At 40.6% G+C, this 26,128-nt stretch carries 18 protein-coding genes and 1 pseudogene; 14 read left to right on the top strand and 5 right to left on the bottom strand.

Annotation, left to right across the window (positions count from 1 at the left end):
• Nucleotides 1–10: 10 nt before the first annotated feature.
• Nucleotides 11–1,189: a hypothetical protein gene (locus tag CA265_13615; GenBank protein ID ARS40640.1), complete on the top strand. Its 1,179-nt coding sequence runs from the start codon at nt 11–13 to the stop codon at nt 1,187–1,189.
• A gap of 180 nt (nt 1,190–1,369) precedes the next feature.
• Here the strand turns inward: CA265_13615 and CA265_13610 are convergent, their stop codons facing one another.
• Nucleotides 1,370–1,921 (bottom strand): hypothetical protein, encoded by a 552-nt coding sequence (locus CA265_13610; protein ID ARS40639.1) that lies wholly within the window; start codon nt 1,919–1,921, stop codon nt 1,370–1,372.
• Between the two features lie 198 nt (nt 1,922–2,119).
• Between CA265_13610 and CA265_13605 the strand changes: the two genes are divergently transcribed.
• The 4 genes from CA265_13605 (at nt 2,120) to CA265_13590 (ending at nt 9,125) form a co-directional block, all read left to right on the top strand.
• Nucleotides 2,120–3,724 (top strand): hypothetical protein, encoded by a 1,605-nt coding sequence (locus tag CA265_13605; GenBank protein ARS40638.1) that lies wholly within the window; start codon nt 2,120–2,122, stop codon nt 3,722–3,724.
• 262 nt (nt 3,725–3,986) lie between these two features.
• Entirely contained in the window at nt 3,987–6,764 is a 2,778-nt protein-coding gene (locus tag CA265_13600; protein ID ARS40637.1) for a TonB-dependent receptor, read from the top strand.
• 50 nt (nt 6,765–6,814) lie between these two features.
• Nucleotides 6,815–8,047 carry a hypothetical protein gene (locus tag CA265_13595; protein ID ARS42985.1) on the top strand — a complete coding sequence of 411 codons (1,233 nt, stop codon included), beginning with the start codon at nt 6,815–6,817 and terminating at the stop codon, nt 8,045–8,047.
• A 1-nt stretch (nt 8,048) separates the two neighbouring features.
• On the top strand, nt 8,049–9,125 hold the full coding sequence (locus CA265_13590) for a 3-phytase (GenBank protein ARS40636.1): 1,077 nt from the start codon (nt 8,049–8,051) through the stop codon (nt 9,123–9,125).
• Nucleotides 9,126–9,390: 265 nt separating this feature from the next.
• Here the strand turns inward: CA265_13590 and CA265_13585 are convergent, their stop codons facing one another.
• Entirely contained in the window at nt 9,391–10,287 is an 897-nt protein-coding gene (locus tag CA265_13585; GenBank protein ID ARS40635.1) for a hypothetical protein, read from the bottom strand.
• A gap of 542 nt (nt 10,288–10,829) precedes the next feature.
• Between CA265_13585 and CA265_13580 the strand changes: the two genes are divergently transcribed.
• The 9 genes and pseudogenes from CA265_13580 to CA265_13540 all read left to right on the top strand — a co-directional run bounded on the left by CA265_13580 (nt 10,830) and on the right by CA265_13540 (nt 22,086).
• Entirely contained in the window at nt 10,830–12,035 is a 1,206-nt protein-coding gene (locus CA265_13580; GenBank protein ID ARS40634.1) for an 8-amino-7-oxononanoate synthase, read from the top strand.
• Nucleotides 12,032–13,153, top strand: a complete 1,122-nt coding sequence (locus tag CA265_13575) for a hypothetical protein (GenBank protein ARS40633.1) — start codon at nt 12,032–12,034, stop codon at nt 13,151–13,153. Before CA265_13580 ends, CA265_13575 begins: the two co-directional genes overlap by 4 nt.
• Nucleotides 13,150–14,139, top strand: a complete 990-nt coding sequence (locus CA265_13570; protein ID ARS40632.1) for a UDP-glucose 4-epimerase — start codon at nt 13,150–13,152, stop codon at nt 14,137–14,139. The genes CA265_13575 and CA265_13570 overlap by 4 nt, the downstream gene beginning before the upstream one ends.
• Before the next feature lie 18 nt (nt 14,140–14,157).
• Nucleotides 14,158–15,483, top strand: coding sequence for an inositol-3-phosphate synthase (locus CA265_13565; protein ID ARS40631.1), 1,326 nt, complete (start codon nt 14,158–14,160; stop codon nt 15,481–15,483).
• The gene (locus CA265_13560; protein ARS40630.1) at nt 15,480–15,938 is read left to right on the top strand and encodes a phosphatidylglycerophosphatase A; all 459 of its coding nucleotides are present in this window, start codon (nt 15,480–15,482) and stop codon (nt 15,936–15,938) included. Before CA265_13565 ends, CA265_13560 begins: the two co-directional genes overlap by 4 nt.
• 3 nt (nt 15,939–15,941) lie before the next feature.
• Nucleotides 15,942–18,863: pseudogene (locus CA265_13555) on the top strand (hypothetical protein).
• A gap of 10 nt (nt 18,864–18,873) precedes the next feature.
• Nucleotides 18,874–20,163, top strand: a complete 1,290-nt coding sequence (locus CA265_13550) for a CDP-alcohol phosphatidyltransferase (GenBank protein ID ARS40629.1) — start codon at nt 18,874–18,876, stop codon at nt 20,161–20,163.
• Nucleotides 20,164–20,522: 359 nt separating this feature from the next.
• On the top strand, nt 20,523–21,143 hold the full coding sequence (locus tag CA265_13545; GenBank protein ID ARS40628.1) for a fatty acid hydroxylase: 621 nt from the start codon (nt 20,523–20,525) through the stop codon (nt 21,141–21,143).
• A 1-nt stretch (nt 21,144) separates the two neighbouring features.
• Nucleotides 21,145–22,086, top strand: coding sequence for a PA-phosphatase (locus CA265_13540; protein ARS40627.1), 942 nt, complete (start codon nt 21,145–21,147; stop codon nt 22,084–22,086).
• 59 nt (nt 22,087–22,145) lie between these two features.
• Here CA265_13540 and CA265_13535 read toward each other — a convergent pair whose 3' ends face one another.
• The 3 genes from CA265_13535 to CA265_13525 are packed head-to-tail and all read right to left on the bottom strand — an operon-like array spanning nt 22,146 to nt 26,111.
• Nucleotides 22,146–23,381: a nucleotide pyrophosphatase gene (locus CA265_13535; GenBank protein ID ARS40626.1), complete on the bottom strand. Its 1,236-nt coding sequence runs from the start codon at nt 23,379–23,381 to the stop codon at nt 22,146–22,148.
• Between the two features lie 14 nt (nt 23,382–23,395).
• Nucleotides 23,396–24,310: a metallophosphoesterase gene (locus CA265_13530; protein ID ARS42984.1), complete on the bottom strand. Its 915-nt coding sequence runs from the start codon at nt 24,308–24,310 to the stop codon at nt 23,396–23,398.
• A 10-nt stretch (nt 24,311–24,320) separates the two neighbouring features.
• Nucleotides 24,321–26,111, bottom strand: coding sequence for a RagB/SusD family nutrient uptake outer membrane protein (locus CA265_13525; GenBank protein ARS40625.1), 1,791 nt, complete (start codon nt 26,109–26,111; stop codon nt 24,321–24,323).
• Nucleotides 26,112–26,128: the final 17 nt, after the last annotated feature.

Here is a 26,128-nt window from a genome sequence, read left to right as displayed (position 1 = left end):
GAGATTTATCATGGCTAATCAATCTTTAAGGAATGTATGGATAGATTACCTGCGCTCAACCATAACCGTTTTAGTGGTTGCACATCATGCGGCATTGGCCTACACCACTTTCTCTGTATTTAATAAGGATGCTTATATCCTGTCTACACATCCAGTAGTAGATCATGGCAGATGGGCCTTGCTTGATGGCATGGTCAGCTTTAACGATACCTTTTTTATGTCGCTTATGTTTTTTCTGGGCGGACTTTTCTTTTTTTCTGGCATTGATAAAAAGGGTTATCTATCCTTTATTAAAGATAAAATTTTCAGGTTATTGATTCCGTTCTTATTGCTGGGTACCGTGCTGATGCTTTTGGCATATTTCCCTTCATTTTATTTAATGCGTGTTAATACCAATATTTGGACTTATGTTCAGGATTTTTTCACAACTGAGGCCTGGCCGGTTGGTCCGCCGTGGTTTTTATGGTTATTGTTCGTTTTTAACTTTGTCGCGGCATCGTTTCATCAATTATTTTATGGTGGAAAGAACAGCGCGCTACAGTTAAACCTTAACAAAAACAGGACAACTGTTGGCCTGTTTTTAATTTTGTTTTTAACAGGTTTGCTTGCTTATCTGCCCATGGCAGGTTATTTCGGGCCATATAGCTGGACGGGGATTGGACCTTTCGATTTTCAGCTGAGCCGCTTAATCCTGTATTTTGCCTATTTTGCAATTGGGGCAGTCGTTGGAAAATTAGCGATCAGTGAAGGCGTTTTTGCTGAAAAATCGTTAACCGTTAAATACTACCGGTTATGGTGTTTGCTGGCCCTTTTGGCTTTCGGTGCTTTTTTGTATTCAACCGATGTTTTGAACAAAGCAGTAGATCAAAAATTGCTCAGTAGCAATCAGAATGCAATGATCAGCAACATTTTGTTTGTGCTTTGCTGCACTTTAACATTTCTTGCTTTCGTAACCAGTTATAGCAAATTGGTTGTCAAAAAGATCGCCTGGTGGGATTCGCTCAGTAGCCATGCCTATTTAATTTACCTGGTTCATTTTGTTTATGTAACCTGGCTCCAGTTTTTATTGTTATCGTTTAATATCCCTGCAGGTTTTAAGTTTCTAATTGTTTTTGTTTTATCGCTGGGATTAAGTTGGGCAACTGCTTATTTACTGCGGAAAATGCCTTTGGTGAAAAAATACCTGTAAGCTGGAGGATGTTGTTCATTAGGCATTGGTCATTGCATACTGACCATTGATAACTGCCCACTGTAAATTGTCTTTTGATTTTTGCTCATTGGTTCATTTGTCATTCGTTCACTAGTCATTGGTACAGTTCAAGGTTAAGTTGACTCTAAACGCCAAACCCTTAACTCTAAACTAATCAGCTCATTTATCCTTCACATCATATATAAGCTGCGCAACACCCGATGGAGCACTTTTGGTTTCTTTTAGGCTTAGCCAAACCCGATTGGTTATTTCGCTAAACAATAATTTTCCTCCACCTAATATTACCGGGTGTACAGCGAGCTGCAGTTCATCAACCAGGCCTGCATTTAAAAACGAAGATATTAACTTTGCACCACCATATAGCCATATGTCCTTACCCGGCAGTTTTTTAATCTCGTTAACCCTTCCCACAATATCCGACTGGATAAAGGTTGCACCCGTACCATCGTCGGTTTTGGTATGCGAAAAAACATACTTTTTCTTGCTGTTGATATTTTCGGAGATCGATTTCATCAAATCGTTTTCTTCTTCTCCGGGCTGGTAATTTCCCCAGAGATCGTAGCTGATCCGTCCATAAAAAATAGAATCTATGCCATCTAAAAAATCGTTAAAATTGGCATCCCCATCCATAATACACCAGTCAATTTCGCCATTTGGGCCTTCAATATACCCATCAAGGGTAACAGCAAGGTCGAGAATAATCTTTTTCATCTGTGGTCATTTTACGGTTTCGCTTTTTACAAGCCGTTAACCTCTAAATTACAAAATATCATTTAACGGGCTAATATAAAATCAGCCGCGAACTTAAAGTTGGCATTCATCCCCATCAGTTAATTTTTCAACTTAACCTTAAGTTAACATATACGCTCTTTCTTTGTTCAGCATTGCCTGATATATAGATGCTTTAACATGATCAAACCTTTTAGTGTTCTTTTACTTTTGCTGCTTTTCATTTCAAATGTAAATGCGCAGGAAGAAAAATTCGAATCGATTATTGCGCTCAATCAAAAAGACCCCACTGCAGCGCTGGCTCAGTTAAAAAAAATATACGCCAAATCTATCGACGATAATGATGAGCTTTTGGAAGGTAAATGTTTACAGCAAATGGGCAAGGTTTGTTATACACAGGGGCATTTTAGTCAATCGTTAGAGTTCTTTTTAAAAGCAGATAAAATATTCAATACTGCCAATCAATCGCTTTTGCTGGCCGCCAATCTTAACGATGCCGGTGTACTGTACTACTACATGAAGCAAAAAGATAAGGCCTTAAATAGCTATAATAAAGCCATTGGCATTTATAAACGAGCGAATAATTTAACTGGCCAGGCAACCGTTTTGGGTAATATCGGGCAGTTATACGAAAAAAGGCAGCTTTACGACAGTGCATTTTACTATCAAAAACTCGCTTTAAAAATAAACGAACAGGTTAACGATAAAAGTGGGGAGGCAAAAATACACGAAAACCTGGGCAGTATATATGAAGATCTGGAGCGTTACGACTCTGCTTATGTGCACTTTAAACAGTCGTTGGATTTATATCAGCAAGATCATAATGACCTGGGCAGCATTGAGGTGATTAATAATCTGGGCGATATCCTCCGTAAAACCGGCCGGTATAAAGAAAGTATTGTGCAAACTGAAACTGCATTAAAGCTGGCCGAAAAAATGGGCAATATTTATCAGTTAAGCTCCTGTTGCAGAGATTTGGGGAAGGCTTACGAACTGCTGAATAATATGGATAGTGCCTATCATTACGTAAAACTGGGTTATAAATATACCATCGATCTGTATTCGGAAGATGGTGCCCGGCAGGTCGCTTTTTTACAGGTGCTTTACGATATCAATAAAAAATCGGATGAGATTAATAAACTGAAAAACGACCGGAAGGTGAACCGGATTATTGCTTTTTCAGCCACAATTGTGGTGATATTATTGGTCGTTTTAGGTTTTGTTATTTTTAGCAGACAACGGTTAAAGTTGAAAGATCAACAGATGCTGGCGCGGCAGAAGGCAATAGAACATGATATGACCAGCCTCGAACTCAAAAATCTTCAGCTCGAAGAACAGCACCTGAAGCAGTTGCTGGAGGTTAAAAGCAGGGAATTATCTACCCATACCTTAAATCTGATCAAACACAACCAGTTCCTCGAAAACCTTAGAGCAACCTTACAGACGATGGTAAAGGAGGATAAACGCGATCAGAAAAAGCAGATGAACCAGATCCTCACCGAGATTAACCAGAGCTTTAACCACGAACGCAACTGGAAAGAATTTACAGTGGCTTTCGAACAGGTGCATCATCAATTTCTCGAAAGCCTGAAAAAATATAGCAATGAACTTACTTCAGCCGATATGCGCCTGATTGCACTATTAAAAATGAATCTCGATTCAGGCGATATTGCAACCTTGCTCGGTATATCCACCGATAGTTTAAGGGTATCGAGATATAGGCTCAGAAAAAAGCTGAATATGGCGCAAGGCGATAATTTATCTGCATTTATCCAGGCGCTATAATCGTTACATCAGCTGTAATAAATTACCTGTTTTTTGGTGTTTTTTACCGCTTAACAATTTGTTAATGTAACGGTAATAAAAGCATAACGGCGTTTTTGTGTATGCTTAATTTGTTGATAATCATTGTGTTGTATTTTTGTGTTGCTTTTTGATCTATGCCTGTTGTAACGCTGTTGCCTTTATGTAACCTCGATAATTTCCTGGTGTAAAATGGTGTATACACCTTTGCCCCGTCGATAATAAAAAGACATTACCAAACACGATGAATAAACGATTACAAATTCTGTTTTTATTTCTTTTTTGTGCAGGCACTGCAAATGCCACAAAACTGAAAGGCCATGTTTACGATAAGCAAACAGGAGAGGCCATTGTAGGCGCAACAGTGGTTTTAGAAAACCCAAGGCGCACAACCAATACCGGATTGGATGGCACTTTCGAATTTAAGGATGTAAAAGTAGGTTCAGCCAAAATTAGTGTAAGCTACATTACCTACAAAACCATCGAGAAAACCTTAGTGATACTGAAAGAGGATAATGATCACTTAAAGTTCTACATGGAGAGCGATTCGAAAAGTCTTGATGATATCACCATTAAATCGAATGCGGTGAGTTCTACCGACCAGGGGGCAAGACGCCTGGAAAAAAATGCGCCACAGCTGATGAATATCGTTTCAGGAAGATCGATTGAGATTTCGCCTGATTTAACGGTAGCCAATGTGATGCAACGCATTTCGGGTGTGTCTATAGAGCGCAATAGCAATGGCGACGGGCAGTACGCCATATTAAGGGGAATGGATAAACGCTACAACTATACTTTGGTCAATGGTGTGAAAATTCCAAGTCCGGATAATAAATACCGTTATGTTCCGCTTGATCTTTTTCCTTCTGATTTACTCGATCGTTTAGAAGTGTATAAAACGCTTACCCCCAATTTAGAGGGCGATGCCATTGGCGGTGCCATTAATATGGTGATGAAAAATGCGCCTGGTTTATTACAGGTAAATGCCAATGTTTCTACAGGTTATAACCAGTTGTTTTTTGACCGGAAGTTTACCAGTTACAATGCTTCAGGTATTAATTACAAATCGCCTTACGAAGTAAACGGGAAAAACTACAATGCTACTCAAAGCGATTTTACCAAAGGGACACTCGATTATAAATATAAAAATCCTGCACCCAATTTAATCGGGAGTTTATCCTTAAGTAAACGCTTTTTGGATAATAAACTCGGGGTGGTGCTGGCAGGAAGTTATCAGAATACTTACCGTGGTAGCAACAGTACTTTTTACAACAACGCAGTGGTAGGTATCGATCCTTATGCCAAAATTACCAGTAAAAGTTACCGTGAGTATTCCGAGCAGCAGCAACGAACAGGTTTACATGGAAAAATTGATTATGTTTTTAATAAAGATCACCAGATCAGTTTATATAATGTGTATGTTAACCTAAAAAATCAGCAGGTTAGAGATGCGGTAACCACTACCTATAATGGGGTTTATAATCCAACCGCAGGGAATGCTGAATTGGTTTACGATACGCGCAGCCGCTTAACGGAGCAACAGATTTACAATACGACACTTCATGGCGACCATAAATTCTTTGATGATAAATTTAAAGTACAATGGTCGGCTGTTTATTCTTCGGCTAAAAATGATGTGCCCGAAAATACCAGCATCAGTTTAAACGGGATACAGCAGAATTTTCAAAGCAAAAGGACCAGCTTGGTTAATACCGATCCGGTTACCCGCAGATGGGAGCGCAGTACTGATGAGGATTTGGCAGGATATCTTGATCTGACTTATCATGTTTTAGTCGATGAGCACAAACTGGATATTATGGCCGGAGGTTTATACCGCGATAAACAAAGAAGCAGTTTCTTTAACAATTACAACCTTGCCCCAAGTGCAGCCAATGCATTTGATCTTTACGGTGTGAATTTTCAAAATTATACCGATTTAAACCTCGTGGTGAGTAATCCTACAGGTGCAGTGTCTAATGCACTAACCTACGATGCAAGCGAAAAAATAGCGGCCGGATACGGTATGTTTAAATATAACTCAGCTAAATTGGAAGTAATCGGAGGGTTAAGGGTAGAACATACCAACCAGGGTTATAATCTGCTTTTTCCTGCAGGTGAGGCTTTTCCAAAAGGAAATCAGATTTATACTGATCTGCTACCCAGTTTAACTGCAAAATACTTCTTAAGTCCAAAAGCGCAATTACATGCTTCTTATTACAAGGCCCTCAACCGTCCGGGATTTTATGAAATTGTACCTGGAAGAGTGAAAAACGAAGAATTTGTAGAACGTGGTAATGTGAACCTGCAACGTGCTTTAGCCGATAATTTCGATTTGCGCTACGAACTTTTTCCCGGTGCTTCAGAGCAATTATTGGTTGGCGCTTTTTATAAACGCATTAAAAATCCTATTGAATATACCTTTCAGGCCGATGCCATTCGTGGACAAGACACTTTTTATACCCCAGGAAACTTTGGTACCGCCAATAACTATGGTGCAGAAGTAGATTACATCAAATATTTCAGCAAAATAGGTCTGAAAGCCAATTATACCTATACCCATTCACGCATCAATACCACTAAAACCACCAGGGTTATTAATCCTACTACAGGAGATACTGAACCGGCTAATGTTAATCAGGAGCGTCCGCTTTATGGCCAGTCAGCGCATATTGCCAACTTATCGCTATTGTTTAAAGACACTAAAAAAGGCTGGGATGTTCAGGTTGCAGGTGCTTATACAGGGCCACGCATCAACACGGTTTCTCAATTCCTAAATAACGATTTGTGGCAGGAAGGATTTGTACAGATGGATGCTTCTGCTGAGAAACGTTTTAAAGGTGGCATCAGTGTTTTTATCAAAGCCAATAACATCTTAAATACCCCCACAAAGTTATTTATAAAAGGTACAAATCCTGAGAATAACAATATCAATGAAGACCTGGTTAAAAACGGAAATACATTGATCAGAAGTGATTATTATGGCCAGAACTACCTGCTTGGCTTCAGATATAAGTTTAATTAATTAGAATTTAAAGATACAAAGACATGAAATCGAATCAGATTTTTAAATTGATGATCCTGATGGCGCTGACCTTAATAGGATGTGAAAAAGCCAATATCGATGTCGATACCACCGCTGTTGATGGTTCGGCAATTGGCGAAGTTTCAGGGGTTTGGGCTAAAGGCAGTACACAGGTCATTAAAGGTGATATTGTCATTCCGGAAGGGAAAACGCTCACTATTGAAGAAGGCGTAACGGTACTGATGGATACGGTTGCGAAACCCGAAATGATTATAAAAGGTAATCTGTATGCTTTGGGCACCACAGAGAACCCCATCAAATTTACCGTAAATGATTTTTACAAAACGCCATTGACCAAGTTTGGTAAACTTTGGGGTGGTATTTTAGCTGGTCCGACATGTGAGGAACTGGTGCTCGATCATGTCATTCTCGAATATGGCGGTGCTAAAACTTCCGATGCTTCTACTTCGGTAAAAATGGGCTTGTACAAAGCTGTTGCCGGCGAAAGTTTACCCGCCCTTTGGTTTGCCAATGCCAGGGGCAGATTGGTGGTTCAAAATAGTACCATCAGAAATTTTCAGGAAGATTGTACTTATATTGAAGGTGGAAGAATCATTTTTGCCAATAATGTGTTTTATACTACTGGAGTAACAGGAGGAGAGGCCATGAACTTTAAATCGGGCTGTTTGGCAGATGTGGCTTATAACCTGGTTTATAGCACCAATACCAATGCTTTAAAATTATCTAACACCGGAGATAAAACACCACAAGCCTATATTATTGCCTATAACAATACCATGGTAAATACGGGCTGGAGAAGGCCAACGGCGAAAGGCGGATCGATCTGGCTGGAAAGTACGGTTCGTGCCGATCTGTACAATAATCTTTTTGCCAATACCCGTTTTGGTGTGAAAAGAGATCCGAAAAAACCTGAAGACAGCCGTTCTGTTTACAGCAATAACTGGTATTATGGTTTCGACCAGACCACAGTAAATCAGTTTCAGCCAACTGGCGATATTGTGGGCGGTAAAAACGATGTCATTAGCAATGTTGCCGGTGCAAATGATCCTAAATTTGTGAATTATCCTTTAAATACAGCCGTGACGAATGCCGATTTTAATACCGCATGGGATTTCCACCTGCAGGGCAACTCACCAGCCTTGGGTAAAGGTATCACTAACTTTAGCCGCCATCACCAGACTGGAATTATAATGAAAAATGGTATCACCTATGTCTCACCTTCACCATCAACATTTGTTGGTGCATACGGAACTAAAATATAAAATGAAGCACAACAATATATTAAACCTTGCCGCTTTTGTGGTTTTAAGCCTGGCCATTTCTTGTAATGGAGGTACACCAAGCGGAAATGATACAGCAGTAAAACCCCTGTATGTATCTGATCCTGTCGATTTTGATACCGATGATCCTGCGATCTGGGTAAATCCGAATGATCCAGCGCAGTCTTTGGTGATCGGTACGGATAAAGATAGCAGTGGTGGCCTGTATGTTTTCGACCTGAAAGGTAAAATCATTAAATCAAAAACGGTAAAGGGTTTAAAACGACCAGATAATGTTGATATTGCTTATGGTTTGCAACTGGCCGGGAAAAAGACAGATATTGCAGTTACAACAGAACGTTACACGCATCAACTGCGGATATTTTCTCTTCCCGATATGAAAGCCATCGATAATGGTGGAATTGCGGTTTTTGTAGGCGAAACTGGTGCAGAGTACCGCGATTTGATGGGAATTTCGATGTATACCGATCCGAGTGGAAAAATCTATGCCATTGTTGGCCGTAAAACAGGACCTAAAAACGGAAGTTACCTTTGGCAATACCTGTTGACTGATGATGGAAAAGGTAATGTTAAAGCAGATTTGGTGAGGAAATTTGGCCAGTATAGTGGCAAAAAGGAAATAGAAGCCATTGCTGTAGATAACGAACTGGGTTATGTTTACTATTGCGATGAGCAGGTTGGTGTGCGTAAATATTACGCTGATCCGGCCAAAGGGAATACAGAATTGGCGCTATTCGGACAAGGCGATTTTGCTGTCGACAATGAAGGAATCGCTATTTATAAAACATCAGGAAATAAAGGTTATATCATCGTATCCGATCAGGGCGCTAAACAGTTAAAAGTGTACGATCGGGTGGCTAAAGCCAATACTGCCCGGCCACACCCGCTGTTAACCACCATTAAGTATTCCGCTAATCAAACAGATGGTATTGATGTAGTTTCAGTTCCTCTAAATAACGATTTTAAACACGGGTTGCTGGTGGCCATGAGCGATGATAAGACCTTTCATTTTTACAGATGGGAAGATCTGGCCGGTAAAAAACTCGACGTAAATAGGTAGGTTGCAACAAAGAAGTTAGCTGACAGATTTACAATGAATCGTCATCTCGACCGTAGTGGAGAGATCTGTCAATATAGTCCAAAGATCTCTCCACTGCGCGTTGCTCCGGTCGAGATGACGCCGATTTTTGGAATATGTCATTGAGAGTGGCACTGTGGAGTATAGAAGTCGATATTGAAAGATTTCTCCTCCAAATGAGTTCCTCTGGAACATTAAACAAATGCTTAAATCGGCTTGACTTCAGTCATAACAACAATTCATCGGTCTATACCGCGATATTATTCGATAATTTATATTCAGACGGGGTAATGCCCGTCTGTTTTTTAAAATACTTGCCAAAAAAAGAGGAGTTGCTAAAGCGCAGCTCCATGGCAACCTCCGAGATGTTCATTACATGGCTGGTTAACAGTAGTTTCGCTTCTCTGATCACCATTTCATCAATAATTGCACCCGCCGTTCTATCGGTTACCTGTTTAACCACCTGCGATAAATGCCTTGGCGTAATGCGTAAACAATTGGCATAATAAATTACACGTTTTTCCTTCTTAAAGTTTTCTGATACCAGTGATAAAAAACGATTGGTGAGTTCTGTCCTGCTATCGTGAACAAAAGGTAAGGCATCTTTCTGTTTGTTTTTTAGCAGAAAGAGGTCATAAAGCAGTTCCAGAAAGCTATTATGCACAATGTTTTTAATCTGCGGGGTATCTTTCGATACATTCAGCTTTTTGTGCAGGGCAAGCATATCATAATAAATGAATGTATATTCCTCTTTTGACAATGAAAATTTATGCGTGGGGTCGTTCTGGAACATCCGGTAAGCTTCTCCGCTGTTAAAGAATACCCCTTTGGTTTTTAAATAACTTTTGTTGAAATGGATGCTGATGAAAGAAACATCGCTGTTATCCTTAATCTCATAAACGGCATGTGGAAAAATGAGTAGAATATCCCTCTGGTTTAATACATGCTCCACAAAATTTATCCGAAGGTTCATCTTTCCCTTGGTGATCAGAATTAAAGCATAACTCGATACGCGGAAAGGTTCCGAACTGCAATAATGCGGATCGCTGCTATGGTGGATTTTTGCCATCAATCCATCATTTAAAGAAAGCGCTTCCTCATGGTTTTTTTCTGAAAAAGTTTTATTGAGTAACTCTTGTTGCATAAAATCGTTCAGCGTTTTTTAATAATTTCTTAACAGATTCGATCATCTTTTGCACCACAATTTTAGCCACCCTTTTACGGATAGTTTTTCGCCCTTTATCTGTCGGATTTTGCTATGGCAAATGTAATGTTCGGGATCAGTTTTGCAAGAACATTTTTTTAAAATGACTAATTTCTGATTGATTTTTGTGTTTTTGATTAAGAAATTGTATTGCTGTATTATGCTTAAATACAGGTATTTATGTTGTTTTTAATGCTTTTTTGGCTGTTTTTAACCTTTTTACTATTTTATAATAAAAGTCAGAATGTCAATTAGTCAATTCATCTGAATGTCACATTTTACCAATCCAACTTTTTGACCAATATATCCCACATTTGAACCTTTTTTTGGCTTCAATTCCGCGTTAAAATTGTGTTATCAAATCGTTCGGTTAATGCGGCCTTAATCTATATCGTTGATTTTAATATCTACAAATAGTATTCGGGTGCAGACCAAATTTTCAGAACAGGGTTTTAAAAAACTGAAGAATATAAGTGTTCAGCATGCGTAAAAAATTACAAGATAGAATTGCCTCTTTTAAGGATGCGGCGGTGATAAAAGAAAAGGGATTGTATCCTTATTTCAGGTCGATAGAATCTGGCCAGGATACCGAGGTGGTGATCAATGGAAAAAAGGTACTCATGTTTGGTTCAAACTCCTATTTAGGCTTAACCAATCATCCCAAAATAAAAGAAGCCGCCAAAGCAGCCATCGAAAAATATGGAACCGGCTGTGCAGGATCGAGGTTTCTGAACGGTTCGCTCGATATTCACCTCGAATTGGAAAACCGGTTGGCCGAGTATGTAGGTAAAGAAGCTGCAGTACTTTTTAGCACGGGTTTTCAGGTTAACCTGGGGGTAATATCTTGTTTATTGGATCGTAACGATTACCTGTTGCTGGATGAATACGATCATGCCTCTATTATTGATGGTAGCCGTTTAGCCTTTTCGCGGACGATTAAGTATGCCCACAACGATATGCAAGATTTACGCCGCAAATTAAGCCGGTTACCGGAAGATTCGGCCAAATTGATTGTTTCAGATGGTATTTTCAGTATGGAAGGCGATTTAGTTAACCTTCCTGAAATGGTAGACATTGCCAACGAATTTGGCGCCAATATCATGATGGATGATGCACATAGCCTTGGCGTAATTGGCTTTAATGGGTCGGGAACAGCATCACATTTTAATCTCACGGAGGATGTAGACCTGATTATGGGCACTTTTAGCAAATCGCTGGCCTCATTAGGCGGTTTTATTGCTGGCAGTACCGAAACCATCGAATATATCAAACACCGCGCCCGCTCACTCATGTTCAGCGCAAGTATGCCGCCATCTGCTGTGGCAAGTGTAATTGCTGCATTAGATATTATCGAATCGGAGCCAGAACGGATAGATAAACTTTGGGCCAATACAGAATATGCGAAAAAACTTTTGCTCGAGGCCGGTTTCGATATCGGGCACAGCAATAGTCCGATTATTCCCGTTTACATCCGCGATAACATCAAAACCTTTATGATTACCAATATCCTTCAGCAAAATGGGGTATTTGTAAATCCGGTTGTTTCGCCGGCAGTGCCTTCCGATTCGTCTTTGATCAGGTTTTCTTTAATGGCCACGCATACTTTCGAGCAGATTGAATCGGCCATCGCCAAACTAAGTGCAGCTTTTAAGGCCGTTAACGTAGAATTAGTAGGAAGCCAATCATGAGAGAACTGGTAAAGGTTTCTGGTAAAAAAGCATTAAAGTCCTTTGTTGATTTTCCGCACCAATTGTATGCGGATGATGTAAACTATGTTCCTGAGTTATTTATTGCCCAGCGCGATTTGCTTACCCCGGGTAAACATCCTTTTTACGAACATTCGGAAATCCAGCTTTTTTTGCTTTATGATGAGGGTAAAATAGTGGGCCGGATTGCTGCAATTAACAATACCAACCACAATAAGGTTTACGGCGGGCATGATGGTTTCTTTGGTTTTTTCGATTGTATTAATGATGTGAAAGTTGCGCAGGCGCTTTTAAACGCAGTACAGGATTGGTTATCAGATCGGGGATTGACGAAAGTTTTAGGTCCGGTAAATTTCTCTACCAATGAGGTATGCGGCTTACTGATTGAAGGTTTCGACGGACCGCCTGTAGCCATGATGCCTTACAACGCCCAATATTATCTGTCGCTTCTGGAGCAAACGGGTTTCCAGAAAAATGTCGATTTAAGGGCCTACCGTTATACCGCAGGGAATTATAGCGAAAGATCGGTTAAACTGCTGGATAGGATAGAAGAACGGCTGCTCCGGAATGATATTGTACTCCGAAAAATCAACATGAAGAAATTCAGGGAGGAATGCAACGCGGTAAGAGAGGTGTACAATAAAGCATGGGATAAAAACCTTGGTTTTGTGCCCATGACAGATAAAGAATTCGACTATACGGCGAACGATTTAAAACTGATCCTCGATCCTGAATTTTGCATCCTGGCCGAGCAGCATGGCAAGATCGTGGGGTTTGCACTGGCTATACCCGATATCAACCAGATCCTGATCAAAATTAAACGCGGCAGGTTGTTTCCTACAGGATTAATCAAACTTTTAGCCAATAAAAAGAAAATTGACGGCATCCGTATTTTATTGCTTGGCGTGGTCGATGGTTACCGAAAAATGGGCATTGAGGCCTGTCTTTACGGCCGTATCATCAAACATTTCAAGGCTAAAAATATGAAATATGCAGAGGCCAGCTGGACTTTAGATCATAACGACCTGATCAATAAACCCATTGAAGATATTGGCGGGAAGTTATACCGCAAATACAGGATTTTGGAGAAAACGATATGAAAAAGCGGGTATTGATAACAGGAGCAACCGGATTTGTGGGCTATCACCTGATTAAAGCTGCTTTAGCCAGCGATCTGGAAGTCTATGCAAATGTGCGCCGGTCAGCTGCTGCAGATCATCTTAAAGATTTTCAGATTAATTACGTAGATCTTGATCTTTCTTCGATATACCTGTTAAAAGAAAACATAGAAGAAAAAAAATACGATTATATCGTGCATGCCGCTGCGGTAACCAAGGCGAAAAAACTCGATGATTACAATCAGGTAAACGCCATTTATACCCGAAATCTGGCGCTGGCAGCTTCGAAATCAGAACACCCGATTAAGAAATTTGTATTTATCAGCAGTTTGGCCGCTCTGGGACCTTTAAATCAAAAAAATGAAAAACTGACCGATAAAGGGGCATCAAATCCGGTAACCAATTATGGGATCAGCAAAGCACTTGCCGAGACCTATTTGGCTCAGATTCAGAATCTGCCCTTAATTACCTTCAGACCAACAGCCGTTTACGGTCCGCGGGAGAAAGACATTTTCATATTGATTAAAACGATTAAAGCAGGGTTTGAGCTGTACATCGGTAAGCAGGAACAGGAACTGAGCTTTGTATACGCCACCGATCTGGCCGATATCATTATAAAAGCACTCGCATCTGATGTGGTTGGCAAAAGTTATAACATTTCAGACGGGGCAGTTTATAACCGTTCTGCACTGGCAGCCCATGTGCGGAAGGCTTTAAACAAAAAAACATTGACCTTGAATGTACCTGTGCAAATGATCAAGGGCCTTGCCTGGTCGATGGAAAGGTTGTATGGCGTATTCAATAAAATACCCGCCTTAAATGTAGATAAGATAAAAGAACTCACCGCCCTCAATTGGGGCTGTGATATTAAAAATATTCAGAACGACTTTGGTTTTGTACCCCAGTTCGGATTGGAACAAGGACTGAATGAAACCATAAACTGGTACCGTAAAAACAATTGGTTATAAGATTTTAAATAAAATAGAATGAAACAACAAGTAAAAGCAGCTGAAGGCAAGCTGGGAATATTAATGCCGGGATTAGGTGCTGTAGCAACAACCATGATTGCCGGCGTTGCTGCAATTAAAAAAGGAATATCGAAACCGATCGGTTCGTTAACACAGATGGGAACCATCCGTTTGGGCAAAAGAACGGAGAATAAACAACCAAAAATTAAAGATTTTGTGCCGCTGGCTGGTCTTGAGGATCTGGTATTTGGTGGCTGGGATGTGTACGAAGATAACGTTTACGAAGCGGCAATGAATGCCCGTGTATTAGATGCTAACCTTTTGCGCGATGTGCGTGAAGAACTGCAGGCCATTAAACCAATGCGTGCGGCTTTCGACAGAAATTACGTAAAAAACCTGGATGGAAAATATGTAAAAGATATCGATAACCGTTACGAACTGGCTTTAGCCGTAATGGAGGATATTAAAAACTTCAAAGCAGAAAACAATTGCGATCGTATCGTATTGGTTTGGTGTGGTTCTACCGAAATTTATTTCGAACCATCTGAGGTGCACGAATCATTAGCTGCCTTTGAGCAAGGTTTAAGAGACAACGATTCGCGTATTGCACCAAGTATGATTTATGCCTATGCTGCATTAAAATTAGGAATTCCTTTCGCTAACGGTGCACCAAACTTAACGGTTGATATTCCTGCCTTAATCGAACTGGCTAAAGAAACCGATACCCCAATTGCGGGTAAAGATTTTAAAACCGGTCAAACTTTAATGAAAACCATTTTAGCGCCTGGTTTAGCGGCACGTTCGTTAGGCGTAAATGGTTGGTTCTCTGATAATATTTTGGGTAACCGAGATGGTTTGGTATTGGATGATCCGGATAACTTTAAGACCAAAGAAGTATCAAAACTGGGGGTATTGGAAGATATCTTTAAACCAGAAGTTAACCCTGATTTGTATGGCGATATGTACCACAAAATCAGGATCAACTATTATCCGCCGCACGGTGATAACAAAGAAAGCTGGGATAACATCGATATTTTCGGCTGGTTAGGTTATAAAATGCAGATCAAAATCAATTTCCTTTGCCGCGATTCCATTTTAGCCGCACCAATTGTATTGGATCTGGCTTTGTTTATCGATCTGGCTAAACGTGCAAACCTATCGGGCATTCAGGAATGGTTGTCATTCTACCTGAAATCGCCACAAACAATTCCGGGTGTACCTGCAGAAAACGACATTTTTAAACAATTGATAAAACTTCAGAATACCTTACGTTACATCATGGGCGAAGAATTGATTACCCATTTAGGTCAGGATTATGAAGAAGAACTGATAGAAACGGTATAGTGTTTATCCACAAATTTCTTTCAACGGCTCTGGGAATAGGTTATATCGGCAAAGGTGCCGGTACATATGCTGCAATAGCAACCTGTATCTGCTGGCACCTTTCCCAGAGCCCTTATAGTAACCCATATTTATGGCCGGTACTGATCACCATGTTTATCGTGATGTTGGGGATAATGAGTGCCGATCGGGTGGAAGAAATTTGGGGAAAAGACCATCAAAGGGTGGTGATCGATGAAGTAGCGGGAATGTGTATTACCCTGTTATTTGTGCCTTTAAAATGGCAATATACGCTTATCGGACTTGTTCTTTTTAGGTTTTTTGATATACTTAAACCCTTTTATATCCGTAAAATGGAAGAATTGCCAGGTGGTTGGGGCGTGATGGCCGATGATGTGCTGGCTGGCATTTACGCAAATGTGATTCTCCAGCTGGTGGTGGTTTTAGCACTGTTTTAATCCATGATGTTCACTTACCTAAAAGCACAGGCATCATCTCTAGTCGCCTCGGCTACAGATTTCGGTGTGACGATCATTGCCGTAAATCTTTTTGGCTGGTGGTATCTGGCGGCAAGTATAAGCGGTACGGTTAGCGGTGGGCTTGTTAATTTTTACGTAAACCGGAAATGGGTTTTCGAAAGTGAGTCAAAAGCTATTAAATGGCAGCTATTGAAATACATTTTGGTATGGGCAGGCAACCTGATCATCGTAACCGCAGGGGTGTTTATCCTCACTCGTTTTTTTAATCTCAATTACGTACTCGCGAAGGTGTTTAGCTCGGTTTTAACCGGGTTAAGCTACAATTATATCATGCAAAAGCAGTTTATTTTTACAAGTTAAATGAAACCGATCTATTCATTTTTTCTCCTCGTGTTGCTCAGTTTTATTTTGCAGGTAAATGCCTTTGCCCAAAGGACAACAGTATCTGGTACAGTGCGCGATGCCGTAACCAAAGAAACACTGCCCAACGTTTCCGTTTTTTTTAAAGATACCAGGATCGGGATACAGACCGATATAAACGGAAAGTACACACTGGTTTCTCCCGATCCTCAAGGTGAAATCAGTTTTAATTATGTGGGTTATCGGACTGTTTTTAAAAATATAATGGCAGCTGCAACACAGGAGCTTGATGTTGCCCTGGTTCCCGATTCGAGGGCCCTGGATGAAGTGGTTATTGTGGGTGGTAAAAAGATAAAATACCGCAATAAGGATAATCCGGCGGTCGAATTGATCCGCCAGGTGATTGCCCATAAAGAAGAAAACCGCATTAAAAGTTATAATACAGCATCCTTCAGACAATATGAGAAGATGTTGTTCTCGCTGAGCAATGTTTCGGATAAGTTTAAGAACAAAAGAATGTTCCGGAATTATCAGTTTTTATTTCAGGAGCAGGATTCGACCTTGATTGGTGGGAAAAACCTTTTGCCGGTTTATATTCAGGAAAAACTTTCGGATAGCTACCTGAGTAAAAATCCCGAAAAGAACAAAACCATCGTAATTGGTGAAAAACAGGTTCAATTTGACAGCCGGTATATTGATAATAAAGGATTGAAAACCTATTTCGATCGGATGTACCAGGATATCGATATCTATAAAAACAACATCTCGGTCATCAGTAACGAATTTTTAAGCCCGATTGCAGATGGTGCACCTGCTTTTTATAAGTTTTTTATTACCGATACACTAAAAAATCAAAAACCTCAGGTTATTGAGCTGTCTTTTACGCCCCGGAATACAAATGATATGTTATTTGAGGGAAAGATTTATGTAACCAATGATAGCCATTATGCGATTACCGGCGCTTCATTTGGGGTGAATAAAAACATTAACCTCAACTTTGTGCGTGCGCTAAAAATCGACCTTGATTTTGAAGCAAACGATAAAGGCAAATACAGTTTAAGCAAAAGTAACCTATTGGCCGATTTTGGGATTGGCAAAACAAAAGGCATTGGTTTTACCGGCGAACGTACCGTTACCTTTAAAAATTACCAGTTCGATACGGTTTTGCCCGATACCATTTTTGAGGGGAAAAGTACTGTCGTATTAGCCGATGCTGCTAAAAAGGACGATAAATTCTGGGAGAAAAACAGGTTGGATAGCATTTCGAAAAACCAGCTGAAAATTTATGGCAATATCGATACCCTGCAAAACCTCCCATCCTTCAAACGGACAATGAAAATCGTTACCCTTTTATTTGCCGGTTATCAGAACTTAGGCCCTTACGAAATTGGCCCCGTAAATACCTTTTACAGTTTTAACAATGTAGAAGGTTTAAGGCTGCGTGTGGGTGGCCGAACAACGCCCGAGCTCAGCAAACGCTATTATTTCGAAAATTATTTAGCCTACGGGATTAAAGATGAAAAATGGAAGTTTTTCCTTTCCGGAACTTATTCGCTGAACAATAAATCGATCTACGAATTTCCTCAGAACTACGTGAGGGCCAGTTTTCAACGCGATACCAAAATACCTGGACAAGAGCTTCAGTTTGTACAGGAAGATAATTTTCTGCTTTCGTTTAAACGTGGGGTAAACGATATGTTGTTGTACAACGATTTTTACCGTTTGGATTATGTAAAAGAGTTCGAAAATCACTTTTCTTATAACCTTGGTTTTAAAAAATGGAGTCAAACGCCTGCCGGTGGATTGAACTATATCAACTCGAATAATCAATCTGTTAACAGGTTAAGCACCAGTGAAATTTCTTTACAATTAAGATACGCACCAAACGAAAAATTTTATCAGGGCAAAATTTATCGTGTACCCATTGCCGACCGTTATCCCGTATTTAATTTACGTTATACCGCAGGTTTAAAGGGTGTTTTTGGCGGCGAATACAATTACCATAACTTAATGGGAAGCATCGATAAACGTTTCTATTTATCACAGTTAGGCTATAGCGATGTGACTTTCGAAGGTAGCTATATTGCCGGAAAAGTGCCTTTCCCTTTATTGGCTATACACCGCGCCAACCAAACTTATGCCTATCAGCTTAATTCGTATAACCTAATGAACTTCCTGGAGTTTGTGAGCGATCATTATGTGAGCATTAATATAGACCACAATTTTAACGGCTTCTTTTTTAATAAAGTGCCCTTAATTAAACGATTGAAATTAAGAGAAGTAGTGTCGTTTAAAGCACTATACGGCGGTCTGCGAAATGAAAACAATCCGAATTTTCAGTCAGGATTATATCAATTGCCGGTTTACGAAAATGGCGCACAGCGAACTTATGCTTTGGGCAACGAACCCTATATGGAAGGCAGTGTTGGTGTAGGTAACATCTTTAAATTATTGAGGGTCGATCTGGTGAAACGGTTCAACTACCTCAATAATCCGGAAGTTTCGGAATGGGGAATAAGGGCCAGGGTAAAATTTGATTTTTAAGAAAAAAGCTATGGAAAAAAAATTAAGGGACAGTCTGCAACAGGGCATATATAAAGTGATCAATCCTTTTGTAAAGGGATTGATTAAAATAGGTTTAACACCTAATGCCGTAACCACCATAGGTTTGATCCTGAATATTGGTGTAGCGGTTATTTTTGTATTGGGTGCCGAAAAATCTAACCGCGGCGACATGTCATACATTGGTTGGGGCGGGGCGCTGGTGCTTTTTGCCGGCCTGTTCGATATGCTCGATGGTCAGGTGGCCCGTTTGGGCAACATGAGCTCGAAGTTTGGTGCGCTTTACGATTCGGTGCTTGATCGTTATAGTGAGATGATTATGTTTTTGGGGATCTGTTATTATCTCGTAGCGCATCATTATTTCTTAAGTTCCTTGTTTGCCTTTATCGCGCTGATTGGCTCGATGATGGTGAGTTATACCCGTGCAAGGGCCGAAGGTTTGGGCGTGGAGTGTAAAGGTGGTTTAATGCAGCGACCAGAGCGTGTGGTAACCATTGGTGTTTTTGCCATTGCCTGTGGTATTGCGGGTCATTTTATGGGGGGCGATTATAAGGTTTATGTGCCAGGTATTTCATTCCATGTTTTCGAAACGATGTCGATTTTTACCATGCCCATTACAGTAATGGCCGTGTTAACCAATATTACGGCGGTTAAACGGTTACAAGAGGCAAAAAGAGGACTCGAAGCACAGGAGTTTAATGAGCGAAAAGGAAATCACAAAGCTGCGTTAATTGCAGGTTTGGTGTTGATGACGAGTTTAGGTGGCATGTTTTCCTTCAACGCAAATGCACAGGCCGCTGATCCTTCTCCGATTACTTTCCCTACGCCGAAAGACATCAGTAATCAGTTGTTTTATTTACAGCGCGATCCGAATACCAACACCATTATCTGCCAGTTAAATGTAGATAAACATGGTGTGGTAGATAAAGATCAGCCTGTAAATGTATTTTGGATGCGGTACGGGGATAATGGTGAAAAGAAAGATTTAAGTTATATCCAGCGGAAATTTGCCTATGGTATCATCAGCAAAAATCTGGGTAATGGTCAGTTCGAACTTCGGTTTACCTCACATAAAAAACTGCCGATGTACTTAAATAAATCTGGCGCAGATAAAAAATACCACGTTTTTGCCACCATTAATAATAAAAAAATGCAACTGGAGCGGATATTCCTTCGGATTGAAGGCGGTACCTTTTGGTTCCCGAATGTGAAATATGTAGAAATAAAAGGTTTTGATGCTTCGGAACCTTCAAAAGTATTGATTGAAAGGATTAAGGTTTAGCGGAGGGCGTTATGCGGGTAGCGTTTCCTGGCTGTTCGTCATTTCGAGCGGAGTGCAACGTAGCCGAGAAATCTATATTCAAAGATCTCTCCGTTCCGCTTCGCTTCAGTCGAGATGACGAACCAAGGAGGAGCCGAAGACCTTTATTAGGTCGTCATTCCCAACTTGATTGAGGATCGTAATGCGATAAGCTTTAAGATTCCCGCCTGCGCGGGAATGACGATCGATTATATGATTTGTCTGTCTGAACGGATTCGAAGACCTTTTAGCGATTCGTTCATTATAAAGATCCTGAAACAAGTTCAGGATGACGATTAATGGTGAACAGAGTCGAAGACCAGTTTAAATAATTTTACCAAATGAAAAAGAATTTTGTTTCAAATTCCACCGCATCCATCAGGATGTTTAAACATGACTTTTTGGAAAGTTTATCCAAAGTTCGGTTTTATGTACCCTTGATTGTTTATGTTCCGGTGATTGCCTTTCTTTTTTGGAAAGCATTAGTGGAAATCGAAATGCCCGTTTTAAATTTTGCAGCTTGGTTTTTACTTGGCCTGGGTATCTGGACCATCACCGAATACATTTTACACCGCTATGTTTTCCATTTCGAACCGGAAGCGGAGTGGGGCAAAAAGATCCATTTCATTTTTCATGGTGTACACCACGATTATCCCAACGATGCCAAAAGGTTAGTGATGCCGCCTTCGGCAAGTATTCCCATGGCTTTGGGTTTTTACTTTCTTTTCGATTGGTTATTGCCCGATACGGTAGTTTACCCATTTTTCTCCGGTTTTATGATCGGTTATCTCTTTTACGACATGGTGCATTATGCGCTTCATCACGCCAATTTTAAAAGCGGTTTCTGGAAAAAATTAAAACACCACCACATGCTTCACCACTATTCCGATTCTACCAAAGGTTATGGGGTAAGCTGGACTTTTTGGGACCATATTTTTAGGTCTAATTTTGATAAAAAATAAAATGCAGCAAGAAGTATTGCTTAAAAACAACTTTTATAATCTTCGGACTATTTATCTAACAGCTGCTTTATCTGTTGGATACCTATTGTTATCGATACTTCTGGTCGGCTTTAAAACCGATCAGCTGGTACTGATTTTTATTTTTAATGCCTTATTCTTCATCTCCGCGGGAGCAAGGCGCTTTATCTTAGGTTTTTCAATCTTTATTGTTTACTGGATTCTGTTTGATTACATGAAAGCCTTCCCAAACTATCTGTTTAACGAGGTACATATTAAAGATTTATATGAGCTGGAAAAAAAACTATTTGGTATTCATCATCATGGATTAATACTTAGCCCTAACGAGTATTGGAAGATGAACAGCACTACATTTTTAGATGTATTGACAGGCTTTTTCTATCTGATGTGGGTACCGGTTCCGCTGGCTTTTGCCACTTATCTTTTCTTTAAAAATAAAGAGCAGTTTGTTCAGTTTTCGCTCACCTTTGTGTGGGTAAACTTATTGGGTTTTGTGGTTTATTATGCTTTTCCGGCAGCACCACCCTGGTATGTGCAGGAACATGGCTTCGAATTTATAGCCAAAACCGCAGGAAATACTGCCGGATTAGCCCGGTTCGATCATTATTTTAACATTACGCTTTTTCAGGGGATATACAGCAAAGGCTCTAATGTATTTGCAGCGATGCCATCGCTACATTCATCATACCCTGTTATTGTTGTTTATTATGGTTTAAAAAACCGTCTGGGCAAAATCAATATTTTCTTTTTTACGGTAATGTTAGGCATATGGTTTTCGGCTGTTTATACCAGCCATCATTATACGCTTGATGTATTGGCTGGATTAAGCTGTGCGCTTTTGGGGATCATTTCTTTCCATTATTTAATACATCATACCCGGTTAAAACACCTGGTTGCGAATATGATAAGGGCCATTGGTAATTAAAAAGCCCAATACCCGATCTTAAACGATCAGCTATTGGGCTTAGGATAAAATGAAACGGATTACTTAACCGTTATCCACTTGTTGAGCATATTATCTGGTGCTTCGAGTAGTATTTTATAAAAAGTTGAAGGATAATTTTTAAGATCAGCAAGGTAGTGCTGCTGACTGGCATCTACTTCGGCCAAAAGCTGATAATTGTCTTTTTCACCAGTTTTAAAATTATTCGTCGTTGCCAGCCAAATTTTTACTTTACCTTTCTTTTCCAGTGCTTTCCAGCTAATGTCGAGATGGTTTTGTACATGATTTAATTTTAATCCTGCTATGGATACCGGTCCGATAAATGGTGTGCCATCAATTTCCTGTGCTACATTTTCGGGTAGTTTTACCTGGAGAAAACGGGCAATTGAAGGCATAATGTCTACTACACCAAGATCGAAGTACTGGGCATAAGTATTCAGGTTTTTATAATTGCTCACCATCCAGGTTGAACGTTGACGCTCAGATTGTCCGCCATGTCCGCGGCCGGTTTTTTCATCACGTCCATGATCGGTTGTGATGACGATCAACCAGTCTTCTTTAAATTGCTGTTGACGGTAAGTAATGGCATCCCAAATCTGGCCCATTTGTTTGTCCAGCATCTCAATAGCTTTATAAAACTCCGGACTATCACCATAACGGTGTCCCATATCATCGGTATATTCGAGGTATACCCACGAAAGATCCGGCGCTTTATCGTGAATGATGCTGGCTGCCTGTTTAACCACTTCCTCATCAATAAGGTGCATGTAGGCCGAATTTTTATCATGTTTAAAGCGCGCTGTATCTAACTCGTAACCGTCTGCTACAAAATCGGGCTTAAAGTTGCCGGTTTCAGCAAGATCATCGCCAAGGAGTTTGGTCCGGTTATCGGTCCAGCTGGAGAAAATCGCTGTTTTTTTCTGCGGATACTGATTTTTAAACAGCCTGAAAATGTGCTGATAATTGTAATTAGGCGCTTTTATATCATTATCGGGCACGTTATGTTTATTCACCCAGGTACCGGTAAGTAAACTGTTGTAGCCCACGGCCGAAATGGTTGGTGTCTCGTTATAACTGGCTTTATCGCCACCCACATGCATGCGCGAATAGGATCCTGCTGAGATGATCTTTTTGAAATTCGGTAAGTTCAAACGTTCCATTACATCGGCAGGGATACCATCGGCGATTACATAGACGACTTTACGCGTCCTGTTTTGGGCAAGTACCGGCAGAGATAAAGAAACACAGCAGGCGAAAATAATTGTTCTTAATAACATGGTTCTGTCCTTGATTAGAAAGTGTGTGGGAAATATTCATTTTCAACTGTTCCGTCATCATACATTTTAAGTAATGCATATCCGGGTGGCGTTTCGAGGTAATAGCCTGGGCCTGCCGATTCTGCATCGCCCTTGCCCCACCAAAAACCACTCATGGCCCCATTGCAGCAGTATCGAACACCATTGTAAACGGTTTGATCGGAAAGATGATTATGACCACTCAGGCAGATTTTTACCTTATCGCGGTGTTTGTAGAAAAGATCTTTCAGCTTTTTACAATCCGAATGGCCGCCACCAACCAATACCTGGGTAGTGCCCAGAATTGGATAGTGCGACATCAGCAGGGTAGGCGTACCGGCAGGCAGGTTTTTTAACTCCTGCTCAAGCCAGTTATATTGCTCATCATCAAGCGAAATTTTACTGTTATTCCCGTCAAGGATAATGAAATGCCAGTTCTTTTTGGAGAAACTATAATAACGTTTAGGGATTTTCAGCCTTTTTACCACATAGTTCTTTCCATACATTTCATCGTCTTTTGTTGGCGCCTTCCACCAGGTATCGTGGTTGCCGATACAGCTGTGTACTTCGTATTGATCAATTGTTTTAATGCAGTCATCCCAAATAGCCCATTGTTCGGTTACCTGGTTGCGCAGCACATTATCGTAGGAAGCATCGTTGATCGAGTCGCCTCCGTTTAAGAAGAAATCAACTTTATGTTTGCCGATAATCTGTTTTAAACATGCTTTAAACCGCTCAGGGGCATTGTCTCCAATACGGATGTGCACATCAGTAATATGCGGTACAGTAAGGACCAGTTTTTTGCCTTTTGGTTTTTCCAGCAGTGTTTCCGAAGCCAGGGCAGGGAGTGTGCCTGAAAATGCAGCACCTGCTGATAGTCCTATGGCCTTTAGTAAAGACCTTCTTTTTATTTCTGCCATCTTACCAGCCAAAAATTTGTTTCAGTTTCGGGTTCAGGATTACTTGTTGCTGCGGAACAGGACGATAATAGAATTTTGGTTCCTCAAAGTTTCTGGTCGCATTTTCTGTTACGATATTTCCCCCGGTATTGCCGTTCTTTAAATAAACCGTTGCATCCGTTCCGATTAATCCAGCACGGTAATAAATAAGTTTTACCCCAAGTGAATTCTTTTCTTTCTGATCTTCACCGGGAATAGTTGCTGTTCTGTCGATCAAAATGATATCATCAACACCATCACCGGTAAGGTCGTACTTGCCCAGTCCGGCGAAAAACATGCCTTCAGGGCTTTTAGTAAGCAGTTTGCCCACTTTCCAGCGCATTAAATCATCAAACCTCATGTTTTCAAAAGCATATTCTACCCTGCGCTCCCTTCTAATTTCCAGGATAACACCTGCATTAGCCGTAACATTTGGATATTGCAATTGTAATGCGGGATCGGGATTAGCGTTAGCTGTTGCCAGATTGAGATCAGGCAGACCCGCTCTTTTACGAAGCAGATTTACCGATTGGTCGAGCTGTGTTTGACTTAAAGTACCTAATTCAGCAAGCGCTTCCGCATAGGTTAACAGCACTTCTGCATAGCGGTATACCGGAAAATCTACACCGTTTAAAATCGCATTATCGGTACTGTTTACATAACCCTTTAGCTGGTGGTAGCCGGTAAAGTTTTTGTTTAAGCGTTGGATATAGGGCGTAGGATCGGGTACCCTGATCCATCCCGGATAAACCATGGTTTGCGACATTCGCGGATCGCGGTTTTTAAATTCTGCCACAAAACCCAGTTGAGCATAATTGGCAACATCGGTAAACCTACTTCCATCTTTCATTAAATACGTTTGCAAGAGGTCTTTGGCTGGTGCCTGCTCATAATCGCCAAATACTGTCCCGTTCACATTCTGGCTTTTGCTCTTACTCAAATCAAAGATATTAACCAAAATCACTTCGTTATTGGCTGTTAAATCCTGACTGGAGAAAAGTGTGGCATAATCCTGTTCCGGTTTTCCGGTGTTGTAAATGTTAAACTTTTTGCCAGCGATGATCTCCCCGGAAATTCTGGCTGCGGTTTCTAAAAAAGTATTTGCCGAGCTGCTTAAATTCAGCTCATTGTGATATTTGCGATAAGTACCCTCGTAAAGTGCCGCCCGTGCATATAACGTAGCAACGGCCCATTTTCCCGGGGTACCCACCGGAACACTTTCCCTTACATTTTTATAGGCAAAATCCAGATCTGCCATGATACTATCGGCAATCATTGTTCTCGGATCACGGGCTTTGTACAATTCCTCATCACCTGGCTCCAGGGTGCCCGAATACCAGGGTACATCAGAGAAACGTTTTACTTTGTCTAAATAGAATTCAGCGCGGTAATACCGGGCTAAACCTGCGTAGTGATTTTTAACGGCAGCAGAAACCTGCGCTTTTCCGTAATTCTCCAGAAAGTAGTTAATGTTTCTTAATCTGCTCCAGCTCCAGCCGGTGGTAATATTCTGGGCATTCGCGTTACCCGCCATCATGTTTTTCACCTCAACTGCGGCGGTAGTGGCTACGTTATCGGTACTCTGATCGTTTAGATAAGTATTGCGGTCTGGTTGAGAGAGCAAACCATTTACATAAAGTGAAAGATCACTTTCGGTATTAAAGAACAGGTTAGGAGAGATGGAGGTTTGTGGAAAACGGTCCAGACCAGCTTTTTTACAGGCGGCGAGCATACCCACAGCTGCAATAAATACGATATATATATACTTTTTCATTTTAAAATGATTTAAAT

The organism is Sphingobacteriaceae bacterium GW460-11-11-14-LB5, from assembly GCA_002151545.1.
Lineage (GTDB): Bacteria > Bacteroidota > Bacteroidia > Sphingobacteriales > Sphingobacteriaceae > Pedobacter.
The sequence above is the reverse complement of the archived record's forward strand: the minus strand, read 5'-3'. Positions and strand labels throughout refer to the sequence as shown.

Excerpts from the sequence above, each read along its gene's own strand:
- CA265_13615 (ARS40640.1), top strand. The coding sequence starts at position 11 with ATGGCTAATCAATCTTTAAGGAATGTATGGATAGATTACCTGCGCTCA.
- CA265_13610 (ARS40639.1), bottom strand. The coding sequence starts at position 1,921 with ATGAAAAAGATTATTCTCGACCTTGCTGTTACCCTTGATGGGTATATT.
- CA265_13605 (ARS40638.1), top strand. The coding sequence starts at position 2,120 with ATGATCAAACCTTTTAGTGTTCTTTTACTTTTGCTGCTTTTCATTTCA.
- CA265_13600 (ARS40637.1), top strand. The coding sequence starts at position 3,987 with ATGAATAAACGATTACAAATTCTGTTTTTATTTCTTTTTTGTGCAGGC.
- CA265_13595 (ARS42985.1), top strand. The coding sequence starts at position 6,815 with ATGATCCTGATGGCGCTGACCTTAATAGGATGTGAAAAAGCCAATATC.
- CA265_13590 (ARS40636.1), top strand. The coding sequence starts at position 8,049 with ATGAAGCACAACAATATATTAAACCTTGCCGCTTTTGTGGTTTTAAGC.
- CA265_13585 (ARS40635.1), bottom strand. The coding sequence starts at position 10,287 with ATGCAACAAGAGTTACTCAATAAAACTTTTTCAGAAAAAAACCATGAG.
- CA265_13580 (ARS40634.1), top strand. The coding sequence starts at position 10,830 with ATGCGTAAAAAATTACAAGATAGAATTGCCTCTTTTAAGGATGCGGCG.
- CA265_13575 (ARS40633.1), top strand. The coding sequence starts at position 12,032 with ATGAGAGAACTGGTAAAGGTTTCTGGTAAAAAAGCATTAAAGTCCTTT.
- CA265_13570 (ARS40632.1), top strand. The coding sequence starts at position 13,150 with ATGAAAAAGCGGGTATTGATAACAGGAGCAACCGGATTTGTGGGCTAT.
- CA265_13565 (ARS40631.1), top strand. The coding sequence starts at position 14,158 with ATGAAACAACAAGTAAAAGCAGCTGAAGGCAAGCTGGGAATATTAATG.
- CA265_13550 (ARS40629.1), top strand. The coding sequence starts at position 18,874 with ATGGAAAAAAAATTAAGGGACAGTCTGCAACAGGGCATATATAAAGTG.
- CA265_13545 (ARS40628.1), top strand. The coding sequence starts at position 20,523 with ATGAAAAAGAATTTTGTTTCAAATTCCACCGCATCCATCAGGATGTTT.
- CA265_13540 (ARS40627.1), top strand. The coding sequence starts at position 21,145 with ATGCAGCAAGAAGTATTGCTTAAAAACAACTTTTATAATCTTCGGACT.
- CA265_13535 (ARS40626.1), bottom strand. The coding sequence starts at position 23,381 with ATGTTATTAAGAACAATTATTTTCGCCTGCTGTGTTTCTTTATCTCTG.
- CA265_13525 (ARS40625.1), bottom strand. The coding sequence starts at position 26,111 with ATGAAAAAGTATATATATATCGTATTTATTGCAGCTGTGGGTATGCTC.